Source organism: Acetanaerobacterium sp. MSJ-12, assembly GCF_018917875.1.
Classification (GTDB): domain Bacteria; phylum Bacillota; class Clostridia; order Oscillospirales; family Ruminococcaceae; genus Bittarella; species Bittarella massiliensis.
Map to the genome: position 1 here is coordinate 342,971 of NZ_JAHLPK010000001.1, position 25,234 is coordinate 368,204.

At 65.0% G+C, this 25,234-nt stretch carries 25 protein-coding genes; 11 read left to right on the plus strand and 14 right to left on the minus strand.

What is annotated here, in order from left to right; genetic code table 11:
• Positions 1-62: 62 nt before the first annotated feature.
• From KQI11_RS01600 to KQI11_RS01620, 5 genes are all read right to left on the minus strand, one after another.
• Positions 63-473, minus strand: coding sequence for a NifB/NifX family molybdenum-iron cluster-binding protein (locus tag KQI11_RS01600; protein WP_216400836.1), 411 nt, complete (start codon positions 471-473; stop codon positions 63-65).
• Positions 470-1,321 (minus strand): Mrp/NBP35 family ATP-binding protein, encoded by an 852-nt coding sequence (locus KQI11_RS01605; protein ID WP_185915606.1) that lies wholly within the window; start codon positions 1,319-1,321, stop codon positions 470-472. Before KQI11_RS01605 ends, KQI11_RS01600 begins: the two co-directional genes overlap by 4 nt.
• Positions 1,322-1,325: 4 nt before the next feature.
• Positions 1,326-1,682, minus strand: coding sequence for a DUF134 domain-containing protein (locus KQI11_RS01610; RefSeq protein WP_059003460.1), 357 nt, complete (start codon positions 1,680-1,682; stop codon positions 1,326-1,328).
• Between the two features lie 97 nt (positions 1,683-1,779).
• Positions 1,780-1,926, minus strand: coding sequence for a hypothetical protein (locus KQI11_RS01615; RefSeq protein ID WP_216400837.1), 147 nt, complete (start codon positions 1,924-1,926; stop codon positions 1,780-1,782).
• 277 nt (positions 1,927-2,203) lie between these two features.
• A complete protein-coding gene (locus tag KQI11_RS01620) occupies positions 2,204-4,303 on the minus strand; it encodes a glutamine synthetase III family protein (protein WP_353653882.1) in 2,100 nt (699 codons plus the stop codon).
• Positions 4,304-4,861: 558 nt separating this feature from the next.
• Between KQI11_RS01620 and KQI11_RS01625 the strand changes: the two genes are divergently transcribed.
• From KQI11_RS01625 to KQI11_RS01645, 5 genes are all read left to right on the plus strand, one after another.
• Positions 4,862-6,115, plus strand: a complete 1,254-nt coding sequence (locus KQI11_RS01625; protein ID WP_216400839.1) for a glutamine synthetase family protein — start codon at positions 4,862-4,864, stop codon at positions 6,113-6,115.
• A gap of 35 nt (positions 6,116-6,150) precedes the next feature.
• A complete protein-coding gene (locus KQI11_RS01630; RefSeq protein ID WP_059003463.1) occupies positions 6,151-6,720 on the plus strand; it encodes an ANTAR domain-containing response regulator in 570 nt (189 codons plus the stop codon).
• 19 nt (positions 6,721-6,739) lie between these two features.
• Positions 6,740-7,579 carry a diaminopimelate epimerase gene (gene dapF / locus KQI11_RS01635; protein WP_353653884.1) on the plus strand — a complete coding sequence of 280 codons (840 nt, stop codon included), beginning with the start codon at positions 6,740-6,742 and terminating at the stop codon, positions 7,577-7,579.
• Positions 7,580-7,615: 36 nt separating this feature from the next.
• Positions 7,616-9,241, plus strand: a complete 1,626-nt coding sequence (gene pyrG / locus KQI11_RS01640) for a CTP synthase (protein ID WP_216400840.1) — start codon at positions 7,616-7,618, stop codon at positions 9,239-9,241.
• 70 nt (positions 9,242-9,311) lie between these two features.
• On the plus strand, positions 9,312-10,508 hold the full coding sequence (locus KQI11_RS01645; RefSeq protein ID WP_216400841.1) for an LL-diaminopimelate aminotransferase: 1,197 nt from the start codon (positions 9,312-9,314) through the stop codon (positions 10,506-10,508).
• 72 nt (positions 10,509-10,580) lie between these two features.
• On the opposite strand, the gene KQI11_RS01650 is transcribed toward KQI11_RS01645, so the two are convergent.
• From KQI11_RS01650 to KQI11_RS01660, 3 genes are all read right to left on the minus strand, one after another.
• Positions 10,581-10,964: a metal-dependent transcriptional regulator gene (locus KQI11_RS01650; protein ID WP_353653886.1), complete on the minus strand. Its 384-nt coding sequence runs from the start codon at positions 10,962-10,964 to the stop codon at positions 10,581-10,583.
• Positions 10,965-11,211: 247 nt separating this feature from the next.
• Entirely contained in the window at positions 11,212-12,303 is a 1,092-nt protein-coding gene (locus KQI11_RS01655) for a BMP family lipoprotein (RefSeq protein ID WP_216400842.1), read from the minus strand.
• A gap of 343 nt (positions 12,304-12,646) precedes the next feature.
• Positions 12,647-13,360, minus strand: a complete 714-nt coding sequence (locus KQI11_RS01660; protein ID WP_185915614.1) for a Crp/Fnr family transcriptional regulator — start codon at positions 13,358-13,360, stop codon at positions 12,647-12,649.
• An 84-nt stretch (positions 13,361-13,444) separates the two neighbouring features.
• On the opposite strand from KQI11_RS01660, the gene KQI11_RS01665 reads away from it, so the two are divergent.
• On the plus strand, positions 13,445-15,082 hold the full coding sequence (locus KQI11_RS01665; protein ID WP_216400843.1) for a sulfatase family protein: 1,638 nt from the start codon (positions 13,445-13,447) through the stop codon (positions 15,080-15,082).
• A 78-nt stretch (positions 15,083-15,160) separates the two neighbouring features.
• On the opposite strand, the gene KQI11_RS01670 is transcribed toward KQI11_RS01665, so the two are convergent.
• The 3 genes from KQI11_RS01670 to KQI11_RS01680 form a co-directional block, all read right to left on the minus strand.
• Positions 15,161-16,252 carry a BMP family lipoprotein gene (locus KQI11_RS01670; RefSeq protein ID WP_216400844.1) on the minus strand — a complete coding sequence of 364 codons (1,092 nt, stop codon included), beginning with the start codon at positions 16,250-16,252 and terminating at the stop codon, positions 15,161-15,163.
• A 243-nt stretch (positions 16,253-16,495) separates the two neighbouring features.
• The gene (locus KQI11_RS01675) at positions 16,496-17,254 is read right to left on the minus strand and encodes a glycerophosphodiester phosphodiesterase (RefSeq protein ID WP_216400845.1); all 759 of its coding nucleotides are present in this window, start codon (positions 17,252-17,254) and stop codon (positions 16,496-16,498) included.
• Between the two features lie 120 nt (positions 17,255-17,374).
• Entirely contained in the window at positions 17,375-18,085 is a 711-nt protein-coding gene (locus tag KQI11_RS01680) for a Crp/Fnr family transcriptional regulator (protein WP_216400846.1), read from the minus strand.
• Between the two features lie 293 nt (positions 18,086-18,378).
• Between KQI11_RS01680 and KQI11_RS01685 the strand changes: the two genes are divergently transcribed.
• Positions 18,379-20,016 (plus strand): sulfatase family protein, encoded by a 1,638-nt coding sequence (locus KQI11_RS01685; protein WP_243164336.1) that lies wholly within the window; start codon positions 18,379-18,381, stop codon positions 20,014-20,016.
• 95 nt (positions 20,017-20,111) lie between these two features.
• Here the strand turns inward: KQI11_RS01685 and KQI11_RS01690 are convergent, their stop codons facing one another.
• Together KQI11_RS01690 and KQI11_RS01695 are read right to left on the minus strand one after the other, a co-directional pair.
• The gene (locus KQI11_RS01690) at positions 20,112-20,588 is read right to left on the minus strand and encodes a hypothetical protein (RefSeq protein WP_216400847.1); all 477 of its coding nucleotides are present in this window, start codon (positions 20,586-20,588) and stop codon (positions 20,112-20,114) included.
• 1 nt (position 20,589) lies between these two features.
• On the minus strand, positions 20,590-20,796 hold the full coding sequence (locus KQI11_RS01695) for a helix-turn-helix transcriptional regulator (RefSeq protein WP_021658022.1): 207 nt from the start codon (positions 20,794-20,796) through the stop codon (positions 20,590-20,592).
• Positions 20,797-21,113: 317 nt separating this feature from the next.
• Here KQI11_RS01695 and KQI11_RS01700 point away from each other — a divergent pair, with 317 nt between their 5' ends.
• Positions 21,114-22,226, plus strand: a complete 1,113-nt coding sequence (locus KQI11_RS01700; RefSeq protein ID WP_216400848.1) for a radical SAM/SPASM domain-containing protein — start codon at positions 21,114-21,116, stop codon at positions 22,224-22,226.
• 82 nt (positions 22,227-22,308) lie between these two features.
• Here KQI11_RS01700 and KQI11_RS01705 read toward each other — a convergent pair whose 3' ends face one another.
• Positions 22,309-23,031: a helix-turn-helix domain-containing protein gene (locus KQI11_RS01705; RefSeq protein WP_185915621.1), complete on the minus strand. Its 723-nt coding sequence runs from the start codon at positions 23,029-23,031 to the stop codon at positions 22,309-22,311.
• Positions 23,032-23,197: 166 nt separating this feature from the next.
• On the opposite strand from KQI11_RS01705, the gene KQI11_RS01710 reads away from it, so the two are divergent.
• From KQI11_RS01710 to KQI11_RS01720, 3 genes are all read left to right on the plus strand, one after another.
• Positions 23,198-23,458, plus strand: coding sequence for a hypothetical protein (locus KQI11_RS01710; protein WP_216400849.1), 261 nt, complete (start codon positions 23,198-23,200; stop codon positions 23,456-23,458).
• A 100-nt stretch (positions 23,459-23,558) separates the two neighbouring features.
• Positions 23,559-23,930, plus strand: a complete 372-nt coding sequence (locus tag KQI11_RS01715; protein WP_185915623.1) for a DUF3795 domain-containing protein — start codon at positions 23,559-23,561, stop codon at positions 23,928-23,930.
• A gap of 14 nt (positions 23,931-23,944) precedes the next feature.
• Positions 23,945-24,625, plus strand: a complete 681-nt coding sequence (locus KQI11_RS01720; RefSeq protein WP_286172421.1) for an HD domain-containing protein — start codon at positions 23,945-23,947, stop codon at positions 24,623-24,625.
• Positions 24,626-25,234: the final 609 nt, after the last annotated feature.

Below are 25,234 nucleotides of genomic sequence, written 5' to 3' on the forward strand. Positions count from 1 at the left end.
CAAATAAAAACTCCCTGTGCCAGAGGGCACGGGGAGTTTTTTGTCTGTGTACAGAAAAAAGACTAGTGGTGGCAACCGCCCTGGCAGCCGCCCATTTCGCCCTGGCAGCTGTCGTGGTGACCGTCTTTTTCGTGGTGGCCGCCGCAGCCGCAGGAGGGGAGGGGGGCGAACTGCAGCTGCCCGTCGAGGTAGCGCTGTACGACCGCCTCAACGGGGCCCTCGCAGCCGCCGATGAAGGCGATGCCCTCGGCCGTCAGCTTGTTCTGGGCCCCCTGGCCCATGCCGCCGCAGAGGACCAGCTCGACCCCGTTTTCCTTGAGCAGGTCGCCCAGGAGGTCGTGGCTGTGAATGAGGTTTTGGATCTGCCGGGTGGAGATGACCTTCCCCTCTTCGACGGTGAAGAGGGTGAAGTCGCGGGTCTTGCCGAAGTGGTGGGAGACCTGTCCGTCCAGGGTGGGGATGGCGATGATCACTTCTCCTCGCCTCCCATCAGGGCCTCGACGGCGTCGCAGGCGATGTCCAGCGCCGGGAGCTGCACCTCTTCGATGCGGCCCTCGTCGCAGAGGGCGGCCACCGCCGGGTCGATGGGCAGCCGGCCCAGGAAGGGCAGGGAGAACTGGTTCGCCACCGCCTCGGCCTTGCTGTGGCCGAACAGCTCGATCTGCTTGCCGCAGTCGGGGCAGGCCAGGTAGCTCATGTTTTCCAGCAGGCCCAGCACCGGGATGTGCATGGCGGACGTCATGTTCACCGCCTTGGAGACGATCATCGACACCAGGTCCTGGGGGGTGGAGACCACCAGGCAGCCGTCCACCGGCAGGGACTGAAAGACCGTCAGGGGCACGTCGCCGGTGCCCGGAGGCATGTCCACAAAGAGAAAGTCCACGTCCCGCCAGATGACGTCGGTCCAGAACTGTTTGACCACCCCGGCGATGACCGGCCCCCGCCAGATGACCGGCGTGGTCTCGGTGTCCAGCATCATGTTGATGGAGATCACCTGGGTGCCCTGGCCGGTGAGGGCGGGGTAGATGCCCAGCCCGTCGGACTGGGCCTGCTCGTGGATGCCAAAGAGTTTGGGGATCGAGGGGCCGGTGATGTCGGCGTCCAGCACGGCGGTCTTGTAGCCGCGCCGGGCCAGGCCGACGGCCAGCATCGAGGTGACGAAGGACTTGCCCACGCCCCCCTTGCCGCTGGCCACCGCCACTACGTGTTTGACCGAGGACAGCTCGTGGGGCTTCTCCAAAAAGCTGGCGGGACCCGCCTGCTCTCTCGAGGAGCAGGACTGGGAACAGCTGCTGCAGTCGTGGGTGCATTGCTCTGCCATCAAATCATTCCTCTCCATCTTCTTTTGCCGTTTTGCCGCACAGCTGGCAACAGGGGTGGGGCTGGCCCTCCAGCGCCCGGCAGCGCAGCCGGTAGCTGCCGCCGCCGATGAGCAGGGCCTTTCCCCCCACCACCGCCTCGGCCACCTGCCGCCTGGCGGCGGTGAGGATGCGCTGATAGGTGCCGCGGGAGACGCCCATCTGTGCGGCGGCGAGCTGCTGGTCGAGCCCCTCCAGATCCGACAGGCGGAGCGCCTCCAACTCCTCGACGCTGAGGCGGACGCTCCCCTGGGGATGGGGCGGGGAGAACTGGCTGCACCGGGGGACGAAACAGACCTCTCTGCACTTCTTGATGCGCGCCACAGCAGCCCCCCCTTTCGGCAAAGTGATTGAAACATTTATTTTGTGCAAATGCACAATACGGCAGTATTATACCGCACCCCAAAGGGGGCGTCAAGGGCTATTTGTCCCGGTGGCGGCGCAGGACGGCAAAGACCCCCAGGGCGATGAGGAGGACGGCCGCCGCCCCCAGGGCGATGTAGAGCCCGGTGGGGGTGGAAGTGGTGTCCCCGGTGAGGGGGGAGAGGGTGAGCAGGGTCGGATACACGGCAAAGCACTCCTTTCACGGCGCGGCGGGCCGCAGGGGCCCGACGGCGGTTTGAATTCCCCCTCAGTATAGCACAATTGCCGCTGTTCGGCGCCCCTGCCGGGGAAAAAGGGCAAAAAACACCCCGGCGAGGGGGAGGGGAGCTCCGCCCTGTCGGGGTGCTTGGCTGCTAGCTGTCGGGAAAGGCGGGGACAGCTGGAATGGGGTGGGCACCGCTCACCGCCCGTGGAGGGAAGTGGGGCAGAGCGCCGGAACAGAAGAGGCGGGAAGGGGCGCGCTACTCGGAGAAGAGCAGCTGCCCGTAGGAGGGGTAGGGCCAGCAGTCGGCGGCGGTGAGGGTCTCCATCTCATCGGTGACGGCCCGCAACTTCTGCATGGCGGGAAAGACCTTTTCCCGGCAGTGGCGGGCGCAGGCCTCCAAGTCGGCGCAGTTCTTGGTCTCCAGCAGCGCCTCCTCTAGGGTGTCGACGGCCTCTGCAAAGCAGCCGCTGAGGGCGGCCAGCCGGTCGATGATCTTCTCCTCGCAGCGGCAGGAGAGGGCGGGGGAGACGGCGCGCTTGGCGCTCACTGCGGCGCAGAGCTGGCCGGTGTAGCGGCTGACGGCGGGGAGGATGTCCCGCCGGGCCATCTCCAACATGGTCTGGGCCTCGATGGAGAGCACCTTGGCGTAGTTTTCCAGCAGGATATCCACCCGGGAGCGCAGCTCCACCTCGCTGTAAATTTTGTGTTTGGCCAGCAGGGAGATGTTTTTCTCCCGCAAAAAGCAGGGGATGGCGTCGGCCGCTGAGGGCAGGTTGGCCAGCCCCCGGCGCTGGGCCTCCTCCACCCAGTCGTCGCTGTAGCCGTTGCCCGAGAAGAGGATCCGCCGGTGCTCCTTGACGGTGCGCGCCAACAGCTCGGCCAAGGCCTGGTCAAAGTCTTCGGCCCCCTCCAGCTCGTCGGCGAACTGGGCGAGGCTCTCGGTGACGATGGCGTTTAAGATGGTGTTGGGCCCCGAGATGGAGAGGGCGCTGCCGGGCATGCGAAATTCAAACTTGTTGCCGGTGAAGGCAAAGGGGGAGGTGCGGTTGCGGTCGGTGTTGTCCAGGGGGATCCTGGGCAGCACGTGCACCCCCACCTTCAGTTCGCCCCGGCCGCCCCCGTCGTAGCGCTCTCCCCTTTCAATGGCCTGCAGCACGGCGGTGAGCTCGTCGCCCAGGAAGATGGAGAGGATGGACGGCGGCGCCTCGCTGGCGCCAAGCCGGTGGTCGTTGCCCGCCGTGGCCACCGAGGCCCGCAGCAGGTCCTGATAGTCGTCCACCCCCTTGATGACCGCGCAGAGAAAGAGGAGAAACTGGGCGTTTTCCCGCGGGGTGTCGCCGGGGTCCAACAGGTTTTGCCCGCCGTCGGTGCGGAGGGACCAGTTGTTGTGCTTGCCCGAGCCGTTGACCCCGGCATAGGGCTTTTCGTGCAGCAGGCAGACAAAGCCGTGGCGGCGGGCCACCTTCTTCATGGTCTCCATGGTCAGCTGGTTGTGGTCGGCGGCAATGTTGGCGGTGGTGTAGATCGGCGCCAGCTCGTGCTGGGAGGGGGCCACCTCGTTGTGCTCGGTCTTGGCGTAGACCCCCAGCTTCCAGAGCTCGGTGTTCAGCTCCTCCATAAAGCCCTTGACCCGGGCCTTGAGGGCGCCGAAGTAGTGGTCGTCCAGCTCCTGCCCCTTGGGGGCCTTGGCGCCAAAGAGGGTGCGGCCGGTGTACTTGAGGTCGGGCCGCCGGTCGTAGAGCCGCTCGTCCACCAGAAAGTACTCCTGCTCCACCCCGACCGAGGTGCTCACCCGCTGGGTGGTCTGGTCGCCGAAGAGGCGCAACACCCGCACCGCCTGGCGGCTGAGGGCCTCCATCGAGCGCAGCAGGGGGGTCTTTTTGTCCAGCGCCTCCCCCCCGTAGGAGCAGAAGGCCGTGGGGATGCAGAGGGTGTCGTCCTTGATAAAGGCGTAGGAGGTGGGGTCCCAAGCGGTGTAGCCGCGGGCCTCAAAGGTGGCCCGCAGCCCCCCAGAGGGGAAGCTGGAGGCGTCGGGCTCTCCCCGGATCAGCTCCTTGCCTGAAAACTCCAGGATGGCCGCCCCCTCCCCGGTGGGGGCGAGAAAGCTCTCGTGCTTTTCGGCGGTGATGCCGGTCATGGGCTGAAACCAGTGGGTGTAGTGGGTGGCCCCCTTCTCGACGGCCCAGTCCTTCATGGCGCTGGCCACCACGTCGGCCAGCGCCTGGTTTTCCCGCCCCAGGCTACGCCCCTCCCGAATGGTGCGCCGCAGGGCCAGATAGGTCTCCCGGGGGAGCCGCTCCCGCATCACCTCATCGCCAAAGACCATGCTGCCAAAAACCTCTCTCTCAGTGTTCACAGTCGATCCCTCCTCGTCTGGGCGGTGCTTTCCGCCCTGCTTTCTCTTTTTGCCTGCCATCGCGCGCCTCGAACGGGGGCAGCGGCGGGCAGTGGGGTGCTGTCTCAGGTCGGCCAGGCAGGGCGAGAGGCCCCGCCCCGGCGCCTGCTTTTTCGAGACCCAGACAAAAAAGGCGCTGCCGGCCCGTCGGGGCCTGCAGCGCCTTTGCTGTTTCTCTATGCCGGCCAGTATACCCCTGGCCGGGGCGGTTGTCAACACCCCGCCCGCCCTTTTTTCGGCGGGAGGGCGGGGCAAACGGAGGGGCCCGACCGATATAGGGGCCCTGGTGGGGGCGCAAAAAAAATTATCCAGTGGGCAGATCGGCCCAAAAAATGGGTTGACAACCGGCTTTTTCATCGGCTATACTTGCACCAGTAAGTGAACAAAGGCGTTCACCGTGGAAGGGACGAGGGCCCCTTCTCCGGTGGACGCTTTTTTTGGTTGTGGCCGAGGAGAGGGCGGACACAGGGCAAGATGGGCGGGACAGGGCCCGCCAAACAGGGAAAGGACGGAGTAGCAGTGGATTACACCGTGGGAGAGATCCTCCAATTTGTGGAGGAAAACGACGTCAAGTTCATTCGGCTGGCGTTTTGCGACGTCTTTGGGCGGCCGAAAAACATCGCCATCATGGCCGACCAATTGGAGAGGGCCTTTTCCTCCGGCATCTCCTTTGACGCCTCGGCGGTGCGGGGCTTTTTGCAGGTGGAGGAGTCGGATCTCTTCCTCTTCCCCGACCCGGGGACGATGGCCATTCTGCCATGGCGGCCGCAGCAGGGGCGGGTGGTGCGGTTTTTCTGCCATATCCGCCATCCGGACGGGCGGCCCTTTGCCGGGGATGGGCGCTACCTCCTCCGCCAAGCTGAAGGGGCGCTGGCCGAGATGGGCTACACTGCCAAGGTGGGAGCCGAGTGCGAGTTCTACCTCTTTTTGCAGGGGGAGGACGGCGCGCCCACCAAGATCCCCTTTGACCGGGCGGGCTACCTGGATATGGCGCCCCTCGACCGGGGGGAAAATATTCGCCGGGAGATCTGTCTGACGCTGGAGGAAATGGGCATCCTCCCCGAGAGCTCCCACCACGAGCAGGGGCCGGGGCAAAATGAGGTGGACTTTAAGTACGCCGATCCCCTGCGGGCGGCCGATGACCTCACCACCTTTCGCTCGGTGGTGCGGGTGGTGGCGGCGCAAAACGGCCTCTGCGCCAGCTTTGACCCCAAACCCCTGCCCGACGCCAGCGGCAGCGGGCTGCACGTCAACCTCTCGCTGCACCGGGACGGGGTCAATCTCTTTCGGGCCCAGGGCCAGGGGCACAGCCGAGAGGCAGAGGCCTTTCTCGCCGGGATCCTCGACCGGGTGGAGGAGATCACCGCCTTTTTAAACCCTCTGCCCCAGTCCTACGAGCGGCTGGGCCGCTGTGAGGCGCCGGGATACCTCTCCTGGTCCCACCAGAACCGCTCCCAGCTCATCCGCATTCCGGCGGCGGCCGGCCCCTATGCCCGCATGGAGCTGCGCTCCCCCGACCCGGCCTGCAACCCCTACCTAGCCTTTGCCCTGTTGCTGCGCGCCGGGGCCGAGGGGGTGCGGGAGAAAAAGGTCCTCTGCCCCCCCTGCGATCACAACCTCTACACCGCCCCGAAAGAAATTTTGCGGGGGGTGCACCCCCTGCCCAAGGACTTTGCCGCCGCCGCGCAGCTGGCCAGGGAGAGCGCCTTTGTGCGGGCAGCGCTCCCCCAAGGGGTCGTGGACAGTCTGCTTGGCGGCCAGCAGCCCCGCTAAAGGGGTGGCCGTGTGCGGGAAAGGGGGAGTGAGCGATGATGACGGCCCTGTTGGTGCAGCGCTCCAGCGACGGCGGACCGCTGCCGGACCTGCTGAAACAGGCGGGCTATGGCCAGGTGGTGAGCGCCTGTTCAGGGGCGCGGGCCCGGCAGCTCGTCGCCCGGCAGACCTTTGACTTGATCCTCTGCAACGCCCCCCTGCAGGACGAGACGGGGGAGCCGTTTTGCTGCGACTGCGCCGCCAGGACCGACGCCGGGGTGGTGCTGATTGTGGGGAGGGAGCGCGCCGGCGAGGTGGGGGAGCGGGTGGGCCACTGCGGGGTATTCACCGTGTCAAAACCCATGAGCCAGCCGCTGTTTTTCCAGGCGGTGCGGATGGCCCAGATCGCCCGGCAGCGGCTCTACACCCTGCGGCGGGAGAATGTCGAGCTGCAGAAGAAAATCGACGAGATCCGGCTGGTGGACCGGGCCAAGTGCGCCCTGATCCAGTATTTGCAGATGAGCGAGCCCCAGGCCCACCGCTACCTCGAAAAGCAGGCCATGGACATGCGCCTCACCCGGGCTGAGGTGGCCCGCAGTGTGTTGCAGACTTACGAGAAAGAGTGAGAGATTGGGGGGACCGACGGTGACATACCGCTTTACCAAGATGCAGGGGTGCGGCAACGACTACCTCTACTTTGACTGTTTTGCCCAGCCGGTCACCGACCCGGCGGGACTTGCCCGACGCTTTTCCGACCGGCATTTTGGGGTGGGGAGCGACGGGGTCATCCTCATCCTCCCCAGCGAGGTGGCCGACGCGCGGATGCGCATCTTCAACGCCGATGGCAGCGAGGGGAAGATGTGCGGCAACGGGGTGCGCTGTGTGGGAAAATACCTCTACGACAGTGGGCGCTGCAAAAAGACCGCGCTGCGCGTCGAGACCGGCAGCGGCATCAAGACGTTGCAGCTGGAGGTGGCAGGGGGCGTTGCGCGCCGGGCCACCGTGGGGATGGGCCCGCCCGATCTGCGCCCGGCGGCGGTGCCGGTGCTGCTGCAGGGGGAGCGGGTGGTAAATGCGCCGGTCAAGATCGGGGGACAGCGCTGGCAGATCACCTGTGTGAGCATGGGCAACCCCCACTGTGTGGTCTTTGTCGACTGTGTGGACGAACTGGACCTGACTGTCCTGGGGCCCCTGTTTGCGGGGAGCGGCCTCTTCCCCGAGGGGATAAACGCGGAGTTTGTACAGCCGCTGGGGGAGCGGGCCATCAAGATGCGGGTCTACGAGCGGGGCAGCGGCGAGACCCTGGCCTGCGGCACCGGGGCCTGCGCGGCGGCGGTGGCCGCCATCGCCGCCGGCCGTTGCCGCCGGGAAGAGGAGATCGCCGTCTCGCTGCCCGGGGGACAGCTGCAAGTCCGCTGGGGGGAGAGGGAGTGCTATTTGAGCGGCCCGTCGGAGACGGTTTTCTGCGGCCAGCTGGAGTGGTAAACAGAGGACTCGGAGAGCGAGTGGGGAGGAAGAGAGATGCAACAGAAGAAGAGAAAGTACGTATTTGTCACCGGCGGGGTGGTGTCCGGGCTGGGCAAGGGGATCACGGCCGCCTCTCTGGGCAGGTTGCTCAAGAGCCGGGGGCTCAAGGTCATGGCCCAGAAGTTGGACCCCTACATCAACGTGGACCCCGGCACCATGAGCCCCTACCAACACGGCGAGGTCTTTGTCACCGAGGACGGGGCCGAGACCGACCTGGACCTGGGCCACTACGAGCGCTTTATCGACGAGAACCTCAACCGATTTTCCAACCTCACCACCGGCAAGGTCTACTGGAACGTGCTGCAAAAGGAGCGGCGGGGGGAGTATCTGGGCGAGACGGTGCAGGTCATCCCCCACATCACCGGCGAGATCAAGGACTTTATCTACTCGGTGGGGGAGCGCGACGACGCCGACGTGGTGATCACCGAGATCGGCGGCACCACCGGCGACATCGAGAGCCTGCCCTTTTTGGAGGCCATCCGCCAGGTGGACCAGGAACAGGGGCCGGGGAACTGCCTCTTCATCCACGTGACCTTGGTGCCCTATATCCCCGGGTCGGAGGAGTACAAGTCAAAGCCCACCCAGCACTCGGTAAAGGAACTGATGAGCCTGGGCATCCGCCCCGACATCATCGTCACCCGCTCCGACGGGCCCATCGGCGAAGAGGTGCGGGAGAAGATCGCCCTCTTTTGCAATGTGGAGCCCGACTGCATCATTGAAAACATCACCCTGCCGGTGCTCTATCAGGCCCCCAAGATGCTGGAGGAACAGCACTTCTCCGACATCGTGCTGCGGGGGCTGGGGCTGGAGGAACTGCCCCCTTGCGACCTGGCGGAGTGGGACGAGATGCTGCGCCGGATCGGCGCCTGCCGGGGCGAGGTGGAGATCGCCCTGGTGGGCAAATACGTCCGGCTGCACGACGCCTACCTCTCGGTGGCGGAGGCGCTGCGCCACGCGGGCTGCACCCACGGGGTGGAGGTGGCCATTCGCTGGGTGGAGGCCGAAGAGGTGACCGACGACACTGCCGAGGCCCTGTTGGGCGGTTGCAGCGGGGTGCTGGTGCCCGGCGGATTTGGCGACCGGGGGGTGGAGGGCAAGATCGCCGCCTGCCGCTACGCCCGGGAGAACGACATCCCCTACCTGGGCATCTGCCTGGGGATGCAGGTGGCGGTCATCGAGTTTGCCCGCCACGCCCTGGGCTGGGCGGGGGCCGATTCCAGCGAGTTTGCCCCCGATACCCCCTACCCGGTCATCGACCTGATGCCCGATCAACAGGGGGTCGTCTCCAAGGGGGGGACCATGCGGCTGGGGGCCTATCCCTGCGCCCTGGCCGAGGGGTCGCTCCTGCGGGCGGCTTACGGCGAAGCCGCTGTTTCGGAGCGCCACCGCCACCGTTACGAGTTCAATTCCCGCTTCCGCGCCGCCTTTGAAGAGGGGGGGATGCGGGTCGTCGGCACCTCGCCCGACGGCCGCCTGGTGGAGGCGGTGGAGATCCCCCACAACCGCTTCTTTGTGGGGGTGCAGTATCACCCCGAGTTCAAGAGCCGGCCCAACCGCCCCCACCCCGCCTTCTGCGCCTTTGTGGGGGCCGCCATGGAGCGGGGGAGAGGGGACAAATAGGCCAACAGGAGAGAGAAAGCGACCGGAGGGCGGTTTGAATGCCGCGCTGTACCGACAGGGGGGAACACCATTGCAAATCAACGGAAACTACCGCAACTTACAGCCAAACTACCTCTTTTCCACCGTCACCAAAAGGGTGGCGGAAGAGAGGAGGCGCCACCCGGGCAAACCTATCTACCGCCTGGGGGTGGGGGATGTGACCCTGCCTCTCTGCCCGGCGGTCATCGGCGCCCTCGGCAAAGCGGTGGAGGAGATGTCGGCGGCCGAGACCTTTCGCGGGTATGGGCCCGAGCAGGGGTATGACTTTTTGCGGGAGAGGATTCAGCAGTACTACGCTGCGTTCGGGGTCTCCCTGGACCTGGAGGAGATTTTTGTCAGCGATGGGGCCAACAGCGATTTGGGGAACATCCTCGACCTCTTCTCTAAAGAGAACACCGCTCTCATCCCCGACCCGGTCTACCCAGTCTACCTGGACACCAACACCATGGATGGCCGCAAAGTCCTCTTTATGGATGGAGGGGAGGAAAACGACTTTCTCCCCCTGCCCGATCCCTCGGTGAAGGCCGACCTCATCTACCTCTGCTCCCCGGGCAACCCCACCGGCGCGGTCTACACCCGCGCGATGCTGCAGAGCTGGGTGGACTACGCCCGGGCGCGGGGGGCCGTCATTCTTTTCGACGCGGCCTATGAGAGCTTTGTGACGGGGGACCTGCCCCACAGCATCTACGAGGTGGAGGGGGCCAAGGAGTGCGCCATCGAAATCAGCTCCCTCTCCAAGACCGCCGGTTTCACCGGGATGCGCTGCGGCTACACCGTGGTGCCCCGGACCCTGGAGCGGGAGGGGATGTCCCTCAACCGGATGTGGCTGCGCCGCCAGACCACCAAGTTTAACGGCGTCTCCTATGTGGTGCAGCGGGGGGCGGCCGCGGTCTTCACCCCCGAGGGGCGGCGGCAGACCGGCGAGGCCACCGCCTTTTACCGGGAGAACGCCGCCCTGATCGCCGCCGCCCTGCGGGAGTTGGGGGTCTGGTTTACCGGCGGGGTCTGCTCCCCCTACATCTGGATGGCCTGCCCGGAGGGGATGGGCTCCTGGGAGTTTTTTGACCTGCTCCTGCGCGAGGCCGGGGTGGCCGGGGTGCCCGGCGCCGGGTTTGGCAGAAACGGCGAGGGGTATTTTCGCCTCACCGGCTTTGGCAGCCGCGAGGAGACCTGTCAGGCCATTGCGGCCCTGCAGGAGCTCTACCGGGCCAGGGGACTGGCCGGGTAAGACCCGGCGGAAAAAAGATAGGGGGCCCTTTCCCGCCGGGAAAGGGCCCCCTATCTGTGGGTGTAGAGGAAGTCAACGCCCCTCGCCGTCCTCCCGGGCGACGAAGGCCTTGATTTGGTCGAAGGACTCCTGGCTGATGATGTGCTCGATGCGGCAGGCGTCGGCGTCGGCGATCTCAGCCGGGACGCCGAGGGTGAGGACCAGGTAGCGGGAGATCAGCCGGTGGCGCTCATAGACCGCCTCGGCCTTTTGCTGCCCCGCCTCGGTGAGGAGGATGTTGCCCCCTTCCCCCACCTGCACATAGCCGGCAGATTTGAGGATGCCGATGGCCCGGCTGATGCTGGGCTTGGAGAAGCCCAGTTCGGTGGCCACGTCGATGGAGCGGACGTGCCCCTGCCGCTGGCGGAGGAGAAGGATGGTCTCCAGATAGTTTTCACCCGACTCTTGCAGTTTCACGGTGCACCTCCCAAAGGTCCGCCCGCAGGGCGGAGAGATGGCCCCGGGCAGAAGGCGGCCGGGGGCGGCGCGAGGCCGCTTATAAAGGTATTTTAACACATTCTCCCCCGTGCCGCAATCGCCGGCCGGGGGAGTTTGGGTTTCCCCCTCTCGCCGGGGGAGACGGCAAGCGGCGGCGCCCGGCCTTGAGGAAGCCGAGCGCCGCCGCCCTCTATGGATTTTTGGGGAAAGCAGTTGAAAGGGGGATTTACGGCTTGACGCTGTCGCGGAAGGTGACGTACTCGTCCTGGTCCATTCCGTAGACCATCTTCACCTCGATCTCGCCCGAGGCGATCTTGGCGGAGAGGCCGCCGATGTAGTCCTGGGCCTCCTGGGGGACCTGGGCCTTGTAGTAGTCGTTCTCGGCGAGGACGGTGATCCCCTCCTTGAGGCCCCACTTGTAGAGCTTGCCGTACTCGGCGGTGCCCTCGACGGTGTCTTTGATGGCCTTGGCCATGGTGATGTCGTTGCGCTTGGTCATAGAGGTGAGGATGACGTCGGCGATCTCCGGCTTGGTGTCGATGAAGAACTCGCGCTGGTCGGCGTCCACGCCGATGCCCCAGAGGCCCTTGTCCTTGCAGGCCTCAAAGACGCCCAGCCCGGCGCCGCCGGCCACCTGGTGGATGACGTCGGCCCTCATCTGGTTGGCCTGCACCAGGGCCAGCTCTTTGGCCTTGGCGGTGTCGGTGAAGCCGCCGATGAAGGAGTTGGCCACCTTGCCGCTGGGGTTGGCCTCCAGCGAGCCCTGGATGTAGCCGATGATGAAGTTGTTGATGGGCACGGTGTCGGCGCCGGCCACCAGGCCGATGGTGCCGGTCCTGGACATCTTCTGGGCCAGGGCGCCGGCCAGGTATTCGCCCTCGTGCTGCTTGCTCATGACGGCGAAGACGTTGGGGATGTTCACCTCGGTGGTGGGGGTCAGATCGGTGACGATGAACTTGGTGTCGGGGTACTCGGTGTAGATGCGGTCGAGGATCTCATAGAACTCGTTGCCGTTCATCACCACAATGTCGTAGCCCTCGGCCGCGTCGCGGACGGACGGCTCCATCTTGGACTTGTCGGTGCCGTACTCGATGCACTTGGCGTTCAGGTCGATTTCCTGAGCGGCCTTCTGCACCCCCGACCAGGAGAGGTCGTTGAAGGATTTGTCGCCCAGCTGGGCGCAGATGTAGCCCACGCTTTTGTACTCGCTGCCGCCGGCGGAAGAGGCGTCTCCGCCCTCGCCGGACTGGCCGCAGCCGGTGAGCAGGGCAGAGGCGGTCAACAGGCACGCCAGGGCGATGGCTCCAGTCTTTTTCATTGCGATGTCGCTCCTTTTTCTCATGTCTCAAAGTGTTCAATTTGGCGGAGGGGGCGAGCGCTCGCCAGACGGGCCCTGTCGGCGAATCCTGTGTCCCCAGTTGCTGCAAACAGTGTAGCATGGCGGCAAAAGGGGGGAAACGACAATTGTCGCTTCCCCCAAAAAAACAAACGGATTTTCGATTTTTCGGTGAAATCGCCCAGGCAAAACGCTGCCATCTGCCCCTCTTTTGCCCGATTTGGAAAAATGAGCCCCTCCACCGCCCCTGTCTTGCCGGTGGGGGGAGAATGCGACAGCTGTCGTTTTCCCCCCTTCTGGAGGCGGCTATAATGGGGGTGTCCCATCAGAGGGTCAGCTCCTCCACCAGATCGAGAAGCCGCTGGTGCTGCTCCTCGGTGACGGTGATCTTGCGGTGGGAGCCCCCCACATACCCCTTTTCCCGCAGCTTTTGGATGATGCGGTCCACCGAGCGGGGGTCGCGGCCGATGTAGCGGCCGATCTCCGAGCGGGTCTCGAGGATGCGGATGGCCCCCTCCTCGTCGGGCTCGCAGCAGTCGCGGTAGATGGAGTAGAGGAAGCTGAGATAGCGGGCCCCCGCCAGCAGGGAGTTGTTGACGTTGCACTCTCGGTAGAGGCGCTGGTCGTCGTGCTTTTGCTCGATGATGTAGAGGAGGATGGCGTTGTAGACCGGCAGGCAGATCTGGCTCCAGCGCAGAAAGTCCTCCCCCCGGATGCGCAGGGCCGAGACCTGGGTCTTGGCCCGCACCTGGTTGCGCCGCTTCATGGGCTGGGGGGAGAGGATCTCCGCCACCCCGATGAACTGCCCGGCAAAGAGGCGGATGCCCGTCAGGTCGTTGTCGCCGCTCTCGGCGAAGGCGCGAAAGTGCTCGCACACCCCCCGGACCAGAAAGAACAGGTCGGGCGGGGCAAAGCTGTCCTTCTCGATGAGGAGCTCCCCCGGGCCGATCTGGCACAGCTCGATCTTCTCCTGCTCCTCCTGGGGCAGCCCCTCAAAAAAGGGGGCCGCCTGGGGCCACTGCTCCAGCAAATGTGTCACCGATCACCGCCTCCGTTCTCCTGTATTCCTGTCTTTTAGGATAGCACAGGCGGCGGGTCAATACAATGGAAAGGATGAACCTTCATGCGCTTTCGCGTCAACCGGGAGGACCGGCGCCCCAATATCCTCCTCATCACCTGCGATCAGCTGCGCAGCGACTACCTGGGCTGCTACGGGGCCGACTTCATGCAGACGCCCCATATCGACGCCCTGGCCGCCGAGGGAAGGGTGTATGAAAACGCCTACTCCCCCAACCCGGTCTGCATCCCCGCCCGCATGGGGCTGCTCACCGGGCTGGGCTGCCGGCACCACCAGTTTTACGACAACCGCTGGGCCCCCGACGCCCCGTCCCTCTCCTACAAGCTGCCCACCTTCCCCCAGATCCTCTCGGACAGCGGCTACGACACCTGCGCCGTGGGAAAGATGCACTTTCAGCCCGAGCGGCGGGCCAGCGGGTTCGACCACTTCTTCGCCATGGAGGAGGGTCCCTCCTCCCGGGAGGCGGACAGCTATCTGCAATTTCTCAAAGAGCAGGGCTACGGCCGGGTGCAGAGTTTTCACGGGGTGCGCCACTGCCTCTACATGCAGCCCCAGCGCAGCCTGCTGCCCGAGGTGCTGCACGGCTCCCGCTGGGTGGCCGACCGCTCGATCCAGTACCTGGACGAGCAGCGGGGCCGGCGGCCCTTCCTCCTCTGGACCAGCTTTATCCACCCCCACCCGCCCTTTGACGCGCCCGACGAGTGGGCCGAGATGTACGCCGGCAAGCTGCCGGCCCCGGCGGTCCCCAAGACCCCCCTGGGCCTGCTGGCCGAGGAGAACAAGACCCTGGGCGACCTGGCCGACGACGCCTCCCTCCAGCGGATGCGGGAGCTCTACGCGGCCTGCGTCTCCTACTGCGACCACCAGGTGGGGCGGATCGTGGAGAAACTGAAAGAGCTGGACCTCTACGACGACACCCTGATCCTCTTCACCAGCGACCACGGCGAGATGCTGGGGGACCTGGGCACCTACCAGAAATTCCTCCCTTACGACGCCTCCTGCAAGGTCCCGTTTGTCCTGCGCTGGCCGCAGCGGGTGGGGGCCGGGGAGAGGGATCCCCGCTTTGTCGACCTCTACGACATCCTCCCCACCTTTTTGGACGCCGCCGGGGCCGCGTACCCCGACGTCTACGACCTGCCGGGGGAGAGCGTCTTTGGCGAGGGGGTCAAGGATCGGCGCTACCAGTACGCCGAACACCAGCAGGGGAGCAAGCGCTGGTGCATGCTGCGGGACGAGCGGTACAAGTACGTCTACTCCTACGGAGACGACGAGCAGCTCTTTGACATGGCGGCCGACCCGCAGGAGACCGAGAACCTCCTGTGCGGCGGCGGCACCCCCGAGATGCGGGCAGTGGCCGACCGGCTGCGCCGGCGGCTGATCCGCTACGAGGCGCGCTACGGCCTGAAGGGCGGTGTCGTGAACGGCGACTTTGAGAAGCGCCCCCGCTACCAGCCGTCCCTCTACTGGGAGGAGAACTTCCCCCCCTTTGTCCGCTCCCTGGTCAGGGAGGGGGAGAGAGAGGAGCTGGACGACATGCTCGACGAGGTGCTCTGGGCCATCCAAAAGGAGCCCACCTCCAAACCGGCACAGACCCACGCCCGGGACATCCTGCTGCGGGCGGGCTACGCCGAAGAGCGGGTCGACGCGCTGATGGAGCGGGCCAAGGCGCAGGGCAACGGCTGACATTGTACAGAGAAAAAGGACTTCGGAAAAAATCCGAAGTCCTTTTTTTATGGGTGAAGGGGAGGTTTCAGAGGGGATTTACGGCTTGACGCTGTCGCGGATGGAGACGAACTCGTCCTGCTCCATGCCGTAGACGGTCTTGACCACCAGCTCGCCCGAGGCGATCTTCTTTTCCAGATCGTCGATGTAGTCCTGGGTCTCCTGGGGGACATTGGCCTTGTAGAAGTCGTTCTTGGCCAGGACGGTGACGCCCTCGGCCACGCCCCACATGTTCAGCTTGCCGTATTCGGCAGTGCCGGCCACGGTGTCGCGGATGGCCTTTTCCATGGACATGTCGTTGCGCTTCATCATCGAGGTGAGGATGACGTCGGCCAGATCGGCCTTGCTGTCGATGAAGAACTCGCGCTGGTCGGCGTCCACGCCGATGCCCCAGATGCCGTTGTCCTTGCAGGCCTCAAAGACGCCCAGCCCGGCGCCGCCGGCCACCTGGTGGATGATGTCGGCCTTGGACTGGTTGATCTGCACCAGGGCCAGCTCTTTGGCTTTGGCGGTGTCGGTGTAGCTGCCGATGAAGGAGTGGGCCACCTTGCCGCTGGGGTTGGCCTGCAGGGACCCCTGCACGTAGCCGATGATAAAGTCGTTGATCGAGACGGTGTCGGTGCCCGCAACCAGGCCGATGGTGCCGGTCTTGGACATCTTCTGGGCCAGGGCCCCGGCCAGGAAGTCGCCCTGGTGCTGTTTGGAGTTGACGCCGAAGAGGTTGGGGATGTCCCACTCCAGGGTCGGGGTCATGTCGGTGGCGATGAACTTCACGTCGGGGTAGTCGGTGTGGATGCGCTGCAGGATCTCCACGTACTCGTTGCCGTTGAAGAGGACGATGTCATAGCTCTCGGCGGCGTCGCGGATGCAGGGCTCCATCTTGGACTTGTCGGTCCCCCACTCGATGGCCTTGGCAGTCATCCCCAGGTCGCTGGCGGTCCGCTGAATGCCCGACCAGGACAGGTCGGTGAAGGACTTGTCGCCCAGGGCGCTGCAAACGTAACCGATGCTCTTGTACTCGCTGCCGCCACTGGAGGAGGCGTCCCCCTTGTCGTCGGACTTGCCGCAACCGGAGAGGAGGGCGGAGGCCGCCAACAGGCAGGCCAGCGAAACGGCTCCAATCTTTTTCATCATACACACTCCTTTTGAAAGTCGTATCCAAAGCCGGCGGCCCCTCTGGCGAGCGGACCCTTCCGGCTGCTACTGGTTTTAGTATAGCACGGTGATTTTGAGGGGAAATATGACAAATGTCTATTTTGCAAAAGAAAAGGGGAGGGACGAAGCGCCTACATTGGCGGTTTTCCGGTTTCTGGGAGAGTTGGCCTGCCCTCTCTGTTAAGAAAGCGGGCCCACCGACAATGGGGCCCGCTTTTTTTATCTGTCTGCCTGCGCTTCCAGCTGCCGGCAGAGGGGGAGCATCTCCTCCGGGTGGTCCGATTCAATTAGGTCGACCCCCAGGGCCAGGGCCTGGCGCAGCCGCCCCTCGCTGTTGATGACCGAACCGTCCACCAAGTAGCCCGCCCGGTGCAGCTGCGCCACCAGCGCGGGACAGAGGTTGTCGATGTAGCAGAGGTAGATCTCGGCCTCCATCTCCGCCATCAGCCGTACCGGGTCGGCGGGGACAAAGGGGACGATCAGCCCCAGATGGGCCTTTGGCAGCAGCTGCTTGATTTGGCGCAGGGTGTGGTAGTCGGTGCCGAAGACGAAGCTGTACTCAGCAAAGTCGTGCGCCTCGACCGAGCGGGCGATCTCCTCGGCCAGGCGGGGCATGGTGGGGGCCATCTGCAGCAGTTCGCATTTGATTTCCAGGGCGGCGGGCAGCTCCCGCGCCCGGCACCAGGCCAGGCACTCGTCCAAGGTGTTGATGGAGAAGGCCGCCTTCAGCTCGGCTGCGGTGTAGTCGGCCACCCGCCCCGGCAGGGGGGAGCGCTCGCTCAAGTCCAGGTCGTGGTAGACCATGGCCACCTGGTCCTTGGAGAGCTGAACGTCGATTTCGATGTGGGAGAGGCCCAGCTCCGCCACCTCCGCAAAGTTTTCGAGGGTGTTTTCCCGCACCTGGGAGAGGTGTCCCCGGTGGCCCCCCACCAACAGCCGTTTGCCCCGGCTCTGGGCGATCTCTTCAAAGAGGGTCATGTTGCCGTCGCGCTCCTTTCGCTGGTCTGCCCGCGGGCATTTTTTTCAGTGTAGCAGAGCTGCCCTTTAAAAAATAGGACAGTTGTCGGCTTTTTTGCAAAAAGGGGCGCTCCCCCGGTTTTAGAGGGAGCGCTCCTCGATGAAGCGGCGCAGGGTCTTTCGCTGGGCGGGGGTGATGACCACCTTTCCCCGCTCCACCCCCACGCAGCCGGCCTCCCGCAACTTTTGGATGATGCGGGCCACCGAGCGGGGGTCCCGGCGGATGGACTGGGCGATCTCGGACTGGGTCTCCCACAGCCGCACCGGGCCCTGGTAGCCCTCGGGATAGCAGCCCAGGTAGACCCCGTAGAGGTAGTCCAGGTAATAGGCCCCGGCCAGCACCGAGTCGGTGACCGAGCAGTTGCGGTAGAGCGTCTGCAGGCGGTGCTTTTGCTCCAAGCTCTCAAAAATCACGGCGTTGTAGACCGGCAGGCAGACCTGGCTCCAGCGCAGAAAGTCCTCCCCCCGGATGCGCAGGGCGCAGAGGGGGGTCTTGGCCACCACCGCCGCCGTCCGCTTCATGGGGACGGGGCTGACGATTTCCGACAGGCCGATGAACTGGTTGGCGCAGATGCGGTAGCCCAGGTCGTTGTCCCCCGCCAGGGAGAAGGCGCTGTACAGTTCGCACACCCCTTTGACCACCAAAAACAGGTCGGGCGGGGCAAAGCTGTCCTTTTCGATCAGGGTCTGGCGGGCGGCCTGCTCCACCAGGGTGATCTTCTCTTTCTCCTCGGGGGGGAGGGGGGAGAAGAGGTTGGCCGCCCAGGGCCAGCGCTCCAGTGGTTCGCCCATCTCTATCACCGCCTTTTATTAAGGTGTTTCTCTCCCCACCAGATTAGCACAGGCGGCCGATTTATACAAGAAATACCGGGCAAATTCCCCGCTTTTGACAGGCGATCTGCCCCGGGCGTTGGGCAAATTTTTGCGGCAAAGATGACAGGTGTCGTTTTCCGACCGGGGGCTGAAAGCTATAATGGAGGCAAAGCTGGGGCGGTATGCCGCCCCGCCCACTTCCCGCGAAGACCGCCTCTCCGCGCCCACCCGGCCCGGCCAGCGGATCTGAATCAATGGAAAGGATGGTTACCATGCGTTACCGAGTCAACCAGGAGGACCGGCGTCCCAACATCCTCCTCATCACCTGCGATCAGCTGCGCAGCGACTACCTGGGCTGCTACGGGGCCGACTTCATGCAGACGCCCAACATCGATGCCCTGGCCGCCGAGGGAAGGGTGTATGAAAACGCCTACTCCCCCAACCCGGTCTGTATCCCCGCCCGGCACAACCTGCTCACCGGGCTCACCGACCGCCACCACGGCTTTGACGACAACTACTTCGGGGACGAGGCCAAGCCCCTGCCCTACTACCTGCCCACCTTCCCCCAGATCCTCTCGGACAACGGCTACGACACCTGCGCCGTGGGGAAGATGCACTTTCAGCCCGAGCGGCGGATGAACGGCTTTGACCACTTCTTCAACATGGACGAGGTCCCCCCCGACAGGGAGGCCGACGACTACATGCTCTTTTTGAAGGAGAAGGGCTACGGCAACCTGCAGAGCATCAACGGGGTGCGCCACTGCCTCTACATGCAGCCCCAGCGGGCCCTGATGCCCGAAGAGCTGCACGGCTCCCACTGGGTGGCCGACCGCTCGATCCAGTACCTGGACGAGCAGCGGGGCCGGCGGCCCTTCCTCCTCTGGACCGGGTTCATCCACCCCCATCCCCCCCTGCACATCCCCGACGAGTGGGCCGAGATGTACAAGGGCAAACTGCCGGCTCCCTCTGTCCCCAAGACCCCCCTGGGCCTGCTGGCCGAGGAGAACAAGACCCTGGGCGACCTGCCCACCCCCGAGGCGGTGCAGCGGATGCGGGAGATGTACGCGGCGGCCATCTCCTACGTGGACTTCCAGGTGGGGCGGATCGTGGAGAAACTCAAGGAGTTGGACCTCTACGACGACACCCTGATCCTCTTCACCAGCGACCACGGCGAGATGCTGGGGGACCTGGGCACCTACCAGAAATTCCTCCCCTACGACCCCTCCTGCAAGATCCCCTTCATCGTCCACTGGCCCAAACAGGTGGCGGCGGGAGAGAGGGATCCCCGCTTTGTCGACCTCAACGACGTGCTGCCCACCTTCCTGGACGCCGCCGGGGCCGAGTACCCCGACGTCTACGACCTGCCGGGGGAGAGCGTCTTTGGCGAGGGGGTCAAGGACCGGCGCTACCAGTACGTGGAGCACCAGAGGGACAGCAAGCGCTGGTGCATGCTGCGGGACGAGCGGTACAAGTACGTCTACTCCTACGGCGATGACGAGCAGCTCTTTGACATGGTGGCCGACCCGCAGGAGACCGAGAACCTCCTGTACGGCGGCGGCACCCCCGAGATGCGGGCGGTGGCTGACAAGCTGCGCCAGCGGCTGATCCGCTACGAGGCGCGCTACGGCCTGAAGGGTGGCATCGTGAACGGCGACTTTGAGAAGCGCCCCCGCTACCAGCCGATCCTCTACTGGGAGGAGAATTTCCCCAACTTTGTGAAGATGCTGGTCAAAGAGGGGGAGAAAGAGGCCCTCAACGACATGCTCGACGAGGTGCTCTGGGCCATTGAGAAGGAGCCCACCGTCAAGTTGAGCCTCAACCACACCCGCGACATCCTGCAGCGGGCGGGCTACTCCGAAGAGCGCATCGACGCGCTGATGGAGCGGGCCAAAGAGCAGGGCAACTACTAGAGCCGACCTTTTGAGATGGGAAAACGGCGAGAGGGGACCGGGGCTGTCAGCCCCGATCCCCTCTTTTTTTGTTTGTTTTGTGCGGCGGCCGAGGATCAGTCGGTCCCGCCGGTCTGCCGGTTGAAGTGAAAGCGCAGGATGCCGGTGAGCAGGGCCTCAGCCAGGGCGGCACAGACCAGGGCCACAAAGGCCCCGATGCTGAAATAGCCCGCCACCACCGCTGCCGCCAGCAGCAGGATGGTCATCCACCGCCAGCTGTACCGGCCGGCCATCTGCTCCACGTACTGGGTGCGCTCGTCCTGTTCTTCCAGCAGGAGGGCGGTGAGCCGGGCGTCGTCGCGCAGGGCGAGGAGGTAGCGCACCACAAAGAAGATGGCCACCGCCTCCAGCCCAAAGATCATGCCCGTCTGAAAGCCGGCAAAGAAGTCGGCGTAGTGGGTGTCGCCGACGAGGGGCGACAGGGTCCGGGTCGCCGCCAGCACGGCCAGCAGCAGGATGCAGCCGCTGCCCATGGCAAAAAAGGCCAGCCGGCGGCGCAGGGTGGCGCGCATCCGTTCGAGTTTCTTTTCCATTTCAATTTTCCTCCCAATCTGAAAAGTCGAAAACTTCTTCGATGGTCAGCCCAAAGTAGTGGGCAATTTTATAGGCCAGCGGCAGAGAGGCGGTGTACTTCCCCACCTCGATGGAGGTGATGGTCTGCCGGGTGGTGCCCACGGCGGCGGCCAACTCCTCCTGCGAGAGTTTGCGCTCCCGGCGCAGCTGGCGGATGATGCTCTTCACAGGCATCCCTCCCTTTTTGTTAGCAAAGTTTGCTTTGCATTTTTAGTATAGCTTGCTTTGCAAAATATGTCAAGCATGCTTTGCAAAAATAATTTGGAAGAGAAAAAATAGACAGCTGTCGTTTTCAGCGGAGGGAGAATCCGCTATAATAAAGGGCAAAAGCCGTGGCCGCCTCTCGGCCGCCTGTGCCCCGGATGTCCGGGCAGACGGCGGCGGGGCGAGGGGGCCCGACGGCAAGACAGAAAACCTGTTCCCGCCTGGCGGGAGCGACGTGGCCCCTTGGCGGGGCGTTCTTTAGAGAGAGGGGGAAGCGCGCCGTGCCCGCTGTGAGTATGCTCATCAAGCCCGCCTCCGACGCCTGCGACCTGCGCTGCAGCTACTGCTTTTACGCCGATTTGGCCGAAAAGGGGGGCTGCCCCAGCGGCAAGCGGATGTCGGAAGAGACCCTGGTGGCAATCATCCAAAAGGGGATGGCCGCCGCCGAGGGGGCCTGCCGCTTTGCCTTTCAGGGGGGGGAGCCCACTCTGGCCGGGCTGGACTTCTTCCGCTGGGCGGTGGCCCTGCAGAGGGAGTTTTCGCGGGAGGGGCTGCGGGTGGAAAACGCCATTCAGACCAACGGCTGCTCCATCGACGCCGAGTGGGCCGCCTTTTTGGCCCGGGAGCGGTTTTTGGTGGGCCTCTCCCTCGACGGCACCCGCGCCAGCCACGACGCCTTTCGCCGGGACAGCCGGGGAGAGGGCACCTTTCGCCGGGTGCTGGCCGCCCACAAGCTGCTGTGCGAGGCGGGGGCCGAGGTGAATATCCTGACGGTGGTGACCCCAGCGGTGGCCCGCCAGGCCGACAGGGTCTGGGACTTTTACCGGGAACAGGGGTTTGACTACCTGCAGTTCATCCCCTGTATGGCCCCCCTGGGACAGCCGGCCGCCGGCCCCCAGGCCCTGACCCAAAAGCAGTACGGCGACTTTCTCTGCCGCATCTTCGACCGCTGGCACAGCGACCTGCGGCGGGGGCGGTACGTCAATGTGCGCTACTTTGAAAACCTGCTGGGACTGGCCGCCGGCCGCCCGCCAGAGGAGTGCGGCCTCTGCGGGCGCTGCGCCAACCAGCTGGTGGTGGAGTCCGACGGGTCGGTCTACCCCTGCGACTTCTATGTCCTCCCCCAGTGGAAGTTGGGGGAGATCGGCGAAGACGACCTCTCCGACCTGCTGCAGTCGCCCCGCTCGGGCGAGTTCACCGCCCCGCTGCCCCTGGCGCCCCGCTGCGGCGGCTGCCGCTGGCGGCCCCTCTGCGGGGGCGGTTGTCGCCGGGAGCGGGAGACCCCGGGCGGCTTGGGGGAATACCGCTGGTGCGCCGCCACCCGCCGGTTTTTGGAGTACGCCTGGCCCCGGCTGCAGAAGTTGGTGCCCTACGTGCGGCGAGACGGGCGGTAGAGAGCGCAAAAAAGAGCGCCTGTCCTTTTCCCAGAGAGGGGGAAAAGGACAGGCGCTCTCTCTTTTTTGAAGAAGGGGAAAATCAGAGCTTCCCCACCACCTGGCCGCTGCAGGAGACCTGCTCGAACCGGGCCAGGGGGATGTCTGGGTAGGCGGGGTTGAGGGAGATCAGCCGGTCGCCCCCAAAGCGCTTGAAGTAGCCCTCGCCGTCCAGGGTGAAGACCCCCAGCTCCCCCACCGGCACCGCCTCCTGCTGGCGCACCAGCAGGATGTCGCCGTCCAGGTAGTCGGGCATCATGCTGTCGCCGCAGACCCGCAGGGCAAAGTCGGCCCGGGCCGAGGCGGGGGTCAGGGGGACCTCCAGGTCCTCGGTGTCGCTGGAGTCCAGGTAGACGCCGGTGCCGGCCGAGACCGGCAGGGCGTAAAAGGGGATGATCTTGGTACTGGCCCGGCGGGCGGCGGTTTTGGCCCGGCGGCAGCGCTCCACCTCCTTTTGCAGGATGGTCTCCACCAGTTCGCGGCTGTAGTCGTCCAGCTGGCGGTAGCATCCGAGCAGGGCCTCCTCCTCCGCGGTGAGGGCTGCCTGCACCCCTGCGGGACCGGCGGGGTAGTGCCCGGCAAAGAGGTAGTTGGCGTCGCACCCCAGGACCTGAAACAGCTTGTAGAGTACAGGTTCCTTGGGGTGGCTGACTTCATTTTCGTAGTTCCCCACGGCGGATTTGGTGATGCCAAGCTGTTTGGCCAGTTCGCCCTGGGTGAGGCCGAGGCGCTCCCGCCCGGCCCGTATCTGTTTGCCAATGCCCACTGTTAAGCCCTCCTTTTGTTCATATTCTAACATGCGGCCCAGCCGCGGTCAAGGAAAAAGTACAAGAAATTTGATTTCTCTATTGACAACACAAGTTTCTTGCGGTACACTGAGGTCACACAAGAAACTTGTACATGCCCTTTGCTTACAAGAAGGAGAGAGACGTATGAAAACATATAGATCCATCTTCACCGGGCTGGCCATCGCCGCCCTCTTCTTTGCCGCCGGCGCCCTTGACGCCGGGTTCTTTTCGGTGGGACAGGCCTTCATCACCTGCCTGGCCTCGGTCGCCGTCCTCTGCTGGAGCAGCCTGCTGCGCCCGACTCGCCGCCGCCGTCCTGCCCGCCGTCCCCAGCCCGCCGCCCGGCCGGCAGGGGGCGCGTTTCGGCCCCAGCTGGCCCCCCGTAGCAGGGGCAGCGCTGCATAAAAGCTGGCAAAGAGGAAGCGCTCCCCCTTCTCGGGAGGGGGGGAGATGGGGGTGTGGCTTGGCGGCTGCACCCCTTTTTGAATGAGAGAGGGGAAGAGGGATGGAGAGAGAAAAATCATTTGCCTGCTGCGGGCTGGCCTGCTGCCTCTGCGAGGTGGGGGACTGCCGCGGCTGCCGGGGAGAGGGCTGCCCACAGGAGACGGACTGCACCCTTCGCCGGTGCTGTCTGGACAGGGGGCTGGCCGGCTGCTGGCAGTGCGAGCAGTTTCCCTGCGGGGAGCTGATGTTGCAGAGGCCCCGCAACAGGGCCTTTCTCCGCTTCCTCAAGGACCGGGGAGAGGCGGCCCTTCTGGAGCGCCTCGAGGCGGACGAGCGGGCGGGGATGCGCTACCACCACCCGGGCGCCCTCACCGGCGACTACGACGACCTGGGGGGCGAGGAGGCCATCTACCGCCACCTGCGGGGGCTGTGAGGGGGGAAAGGCGTTTGACGCGCGCGCAGTACGCCCTGATAGAGGGGAAGATGCTCGCCTGCACAGAGGACAGCGCCCACGACAGGGAGCACATCTACCGGGTGCTGCACCTGGCCCTGGAAATTGCCGCCACCGAGCCGGGCTGCGATCGGGAGGTGTTGGCGGCCGCCTGTCTGTTGCACGACATCGGCCGGCCCGCGCAGTTTGCCGACAGCCGGGTCGACCACGCCGACGCCGGTGCGGTGCAGGCCGCCTGCTTTTTGCGGGAAAACGGCTTTTCACCCGCCTTTGCCGGGCGGGTGGGGGACTGCATTCGCACCCACCGCTTTCGCAGCAGCGCCCCGCCCGAGAGCCTGGAGGCCAAGATCCTCTTTGACGCCGACAAAATCGACAGCTCTGGGGCCATGGGGGTGGCCCGTACCCTGCTCTACCAGGGGCAGATGGGGCAACCTTTCTACACCCTGCGGCCGGACGGCCACATCTCCGACGGGCAGGGGGAGAAGACCCCCTCTTTTTTTCGCGAGTACCGCCGCAAGCTGGAGGGGCTCGGCGACAGGCTCTACACCCCGCGCGGGCGGGCCCTGGCCGCCCAGCGCCGCGCCGCTGCCGCCGCCTTTTACCGGAACTTGCTGGCCGAGGCACGCGCCGCGGGCGACGGCGAGAGGGTTCCCCCTACTCTCTGGCAAGGGTCATGAATCCGCTGTAAAAGGGTCTTTGGGCCCGGTTGCGGACGGATGTGTAGGGGGGTGGCGAACTTTTCCGCCTTCCCAAACAGTTTGTTTTGCCCGCGCCCACGCCTGCTCGCCAATATAGGCGCAACGAAACACGGCTACACACCGATGAAGGGTGCGAGCTGTGCCCGTGTACTGCTGTGGTGGGCGGGCGAAGTGCCGATGGCGCTTCTGCATGCGCCCTATTTCGGCCCAAAAGGGCACCCCGGCGCGGGAGGGCCCCACCCCCAGGACAGCACCCGATCGAAAACAGCACCCCAAACAAAGAGACGCCGCCGCCCGATTTGCCGGGCGGCGGCGTCTCTTTGCCACTGCTACGATTTCGTGAAATGACGACCCGCGGCTAAGCCGGGGAGGGGAAAGCGGCGCTAGATGCAAGCGCCAAGCGGAGCGAGAAATGAAGGGGGATCTCACGATATCAAAACACTTTCTTTGTGTGCAATTGCCCCTTAACGGGCTGTGGGGCAGGGGGAGGGGGAAGGCGATACAGGTGGAGGGATTTTCGGTGCCTCTTGAGAGGCTTGCCGGCATTCTGCCCTTCTAGGGCTTTCTCAAGCCCCCGGCTTTGCCGGG

Coding starts and splice junctions, on each gene's coding strand:
- KQI11_RS01715 (WP_185915623.1), top strand. CDS start 23,559: ATGGAGAGAGAAAAATCATTTGCCTGCTGCGGGCTGGCCTGCTGCCTC.
- KQI11_RS01655 (WP_216400842.1), bottom strand. CDS start 12,303: ATGAAAAAGACTGGAGCCATCGCCCTGGCGTGCCTGTTGACCGCCTCT.
- KQI11_RS01710 (WP_216400849.1), top strand. CDS start 23,198: ATGAAAACATATAGATCCATCTTCACCGGGCTGGCCATCGCCGCCCTC.
- KQI11_RS01665 (WP_216400843.1), top strand. CDS start 13,445: ATGCGCTTTCGCGTCAACCGGGAGGACCGGCGCCCCAATATCCTCCTC.
- KQI11_RS01685 (WP_243164336.1), top strand. CDS start 18,379: ATGCGTTACCGAGTCAACCAGGAGGACCGGCGTCCCAACATCCTCCTC.
- KQI11_RS01675 (WP_216400845.1), bottom strand. CDS start 17,254: ATGACCCTCTTTGAAGAGATCGCCCAGAGCCGGGGCAAACGGCTGTTG.
- KQI11_RS01690 (WP_216400847.1), bottom strand. CDS start 20,588: ATGGAAAAGAAACTCGAACGGATGCGCGCCACCCTGCGCCGCCGGCTG.
- KQI11_RS01605 (WP_185915606.1), bottom strand. CDS start 1,321: ATGGCAGAGCAATGCACCCACGACTGCAGCAGCTGTTCCCAGTCCTGC.
- KQI11_RS01630 (WP_059003463.1), top strand. CDS start 6,151: ATGATGACGGCCCTGTTGGTGCAGCGCTCCAGCGACGGCGGACCGCTG.
- pyrG (WP_216400840.1), top strand. CDS start 7,616: ATGCAACAGAAGAAGAGAAAGTACGTATTTGTCACCGGCGGGGTGGTG.
- KQI11_RS01680 (WP_216400846.1), bottom strand. CDS start 18,085: ATGGGCGAACCACTGGAGCGCTGGCCCTGGGCGGCCAACCTCTTCTCC.
- KQI11_RS01670 (WP_216400844.1), bottom strand. CDS start 16,252: ATGAAAAAGATTGGAGCCGTTTCGCTGGCCTGCCTGTTGGCGGCCTCC.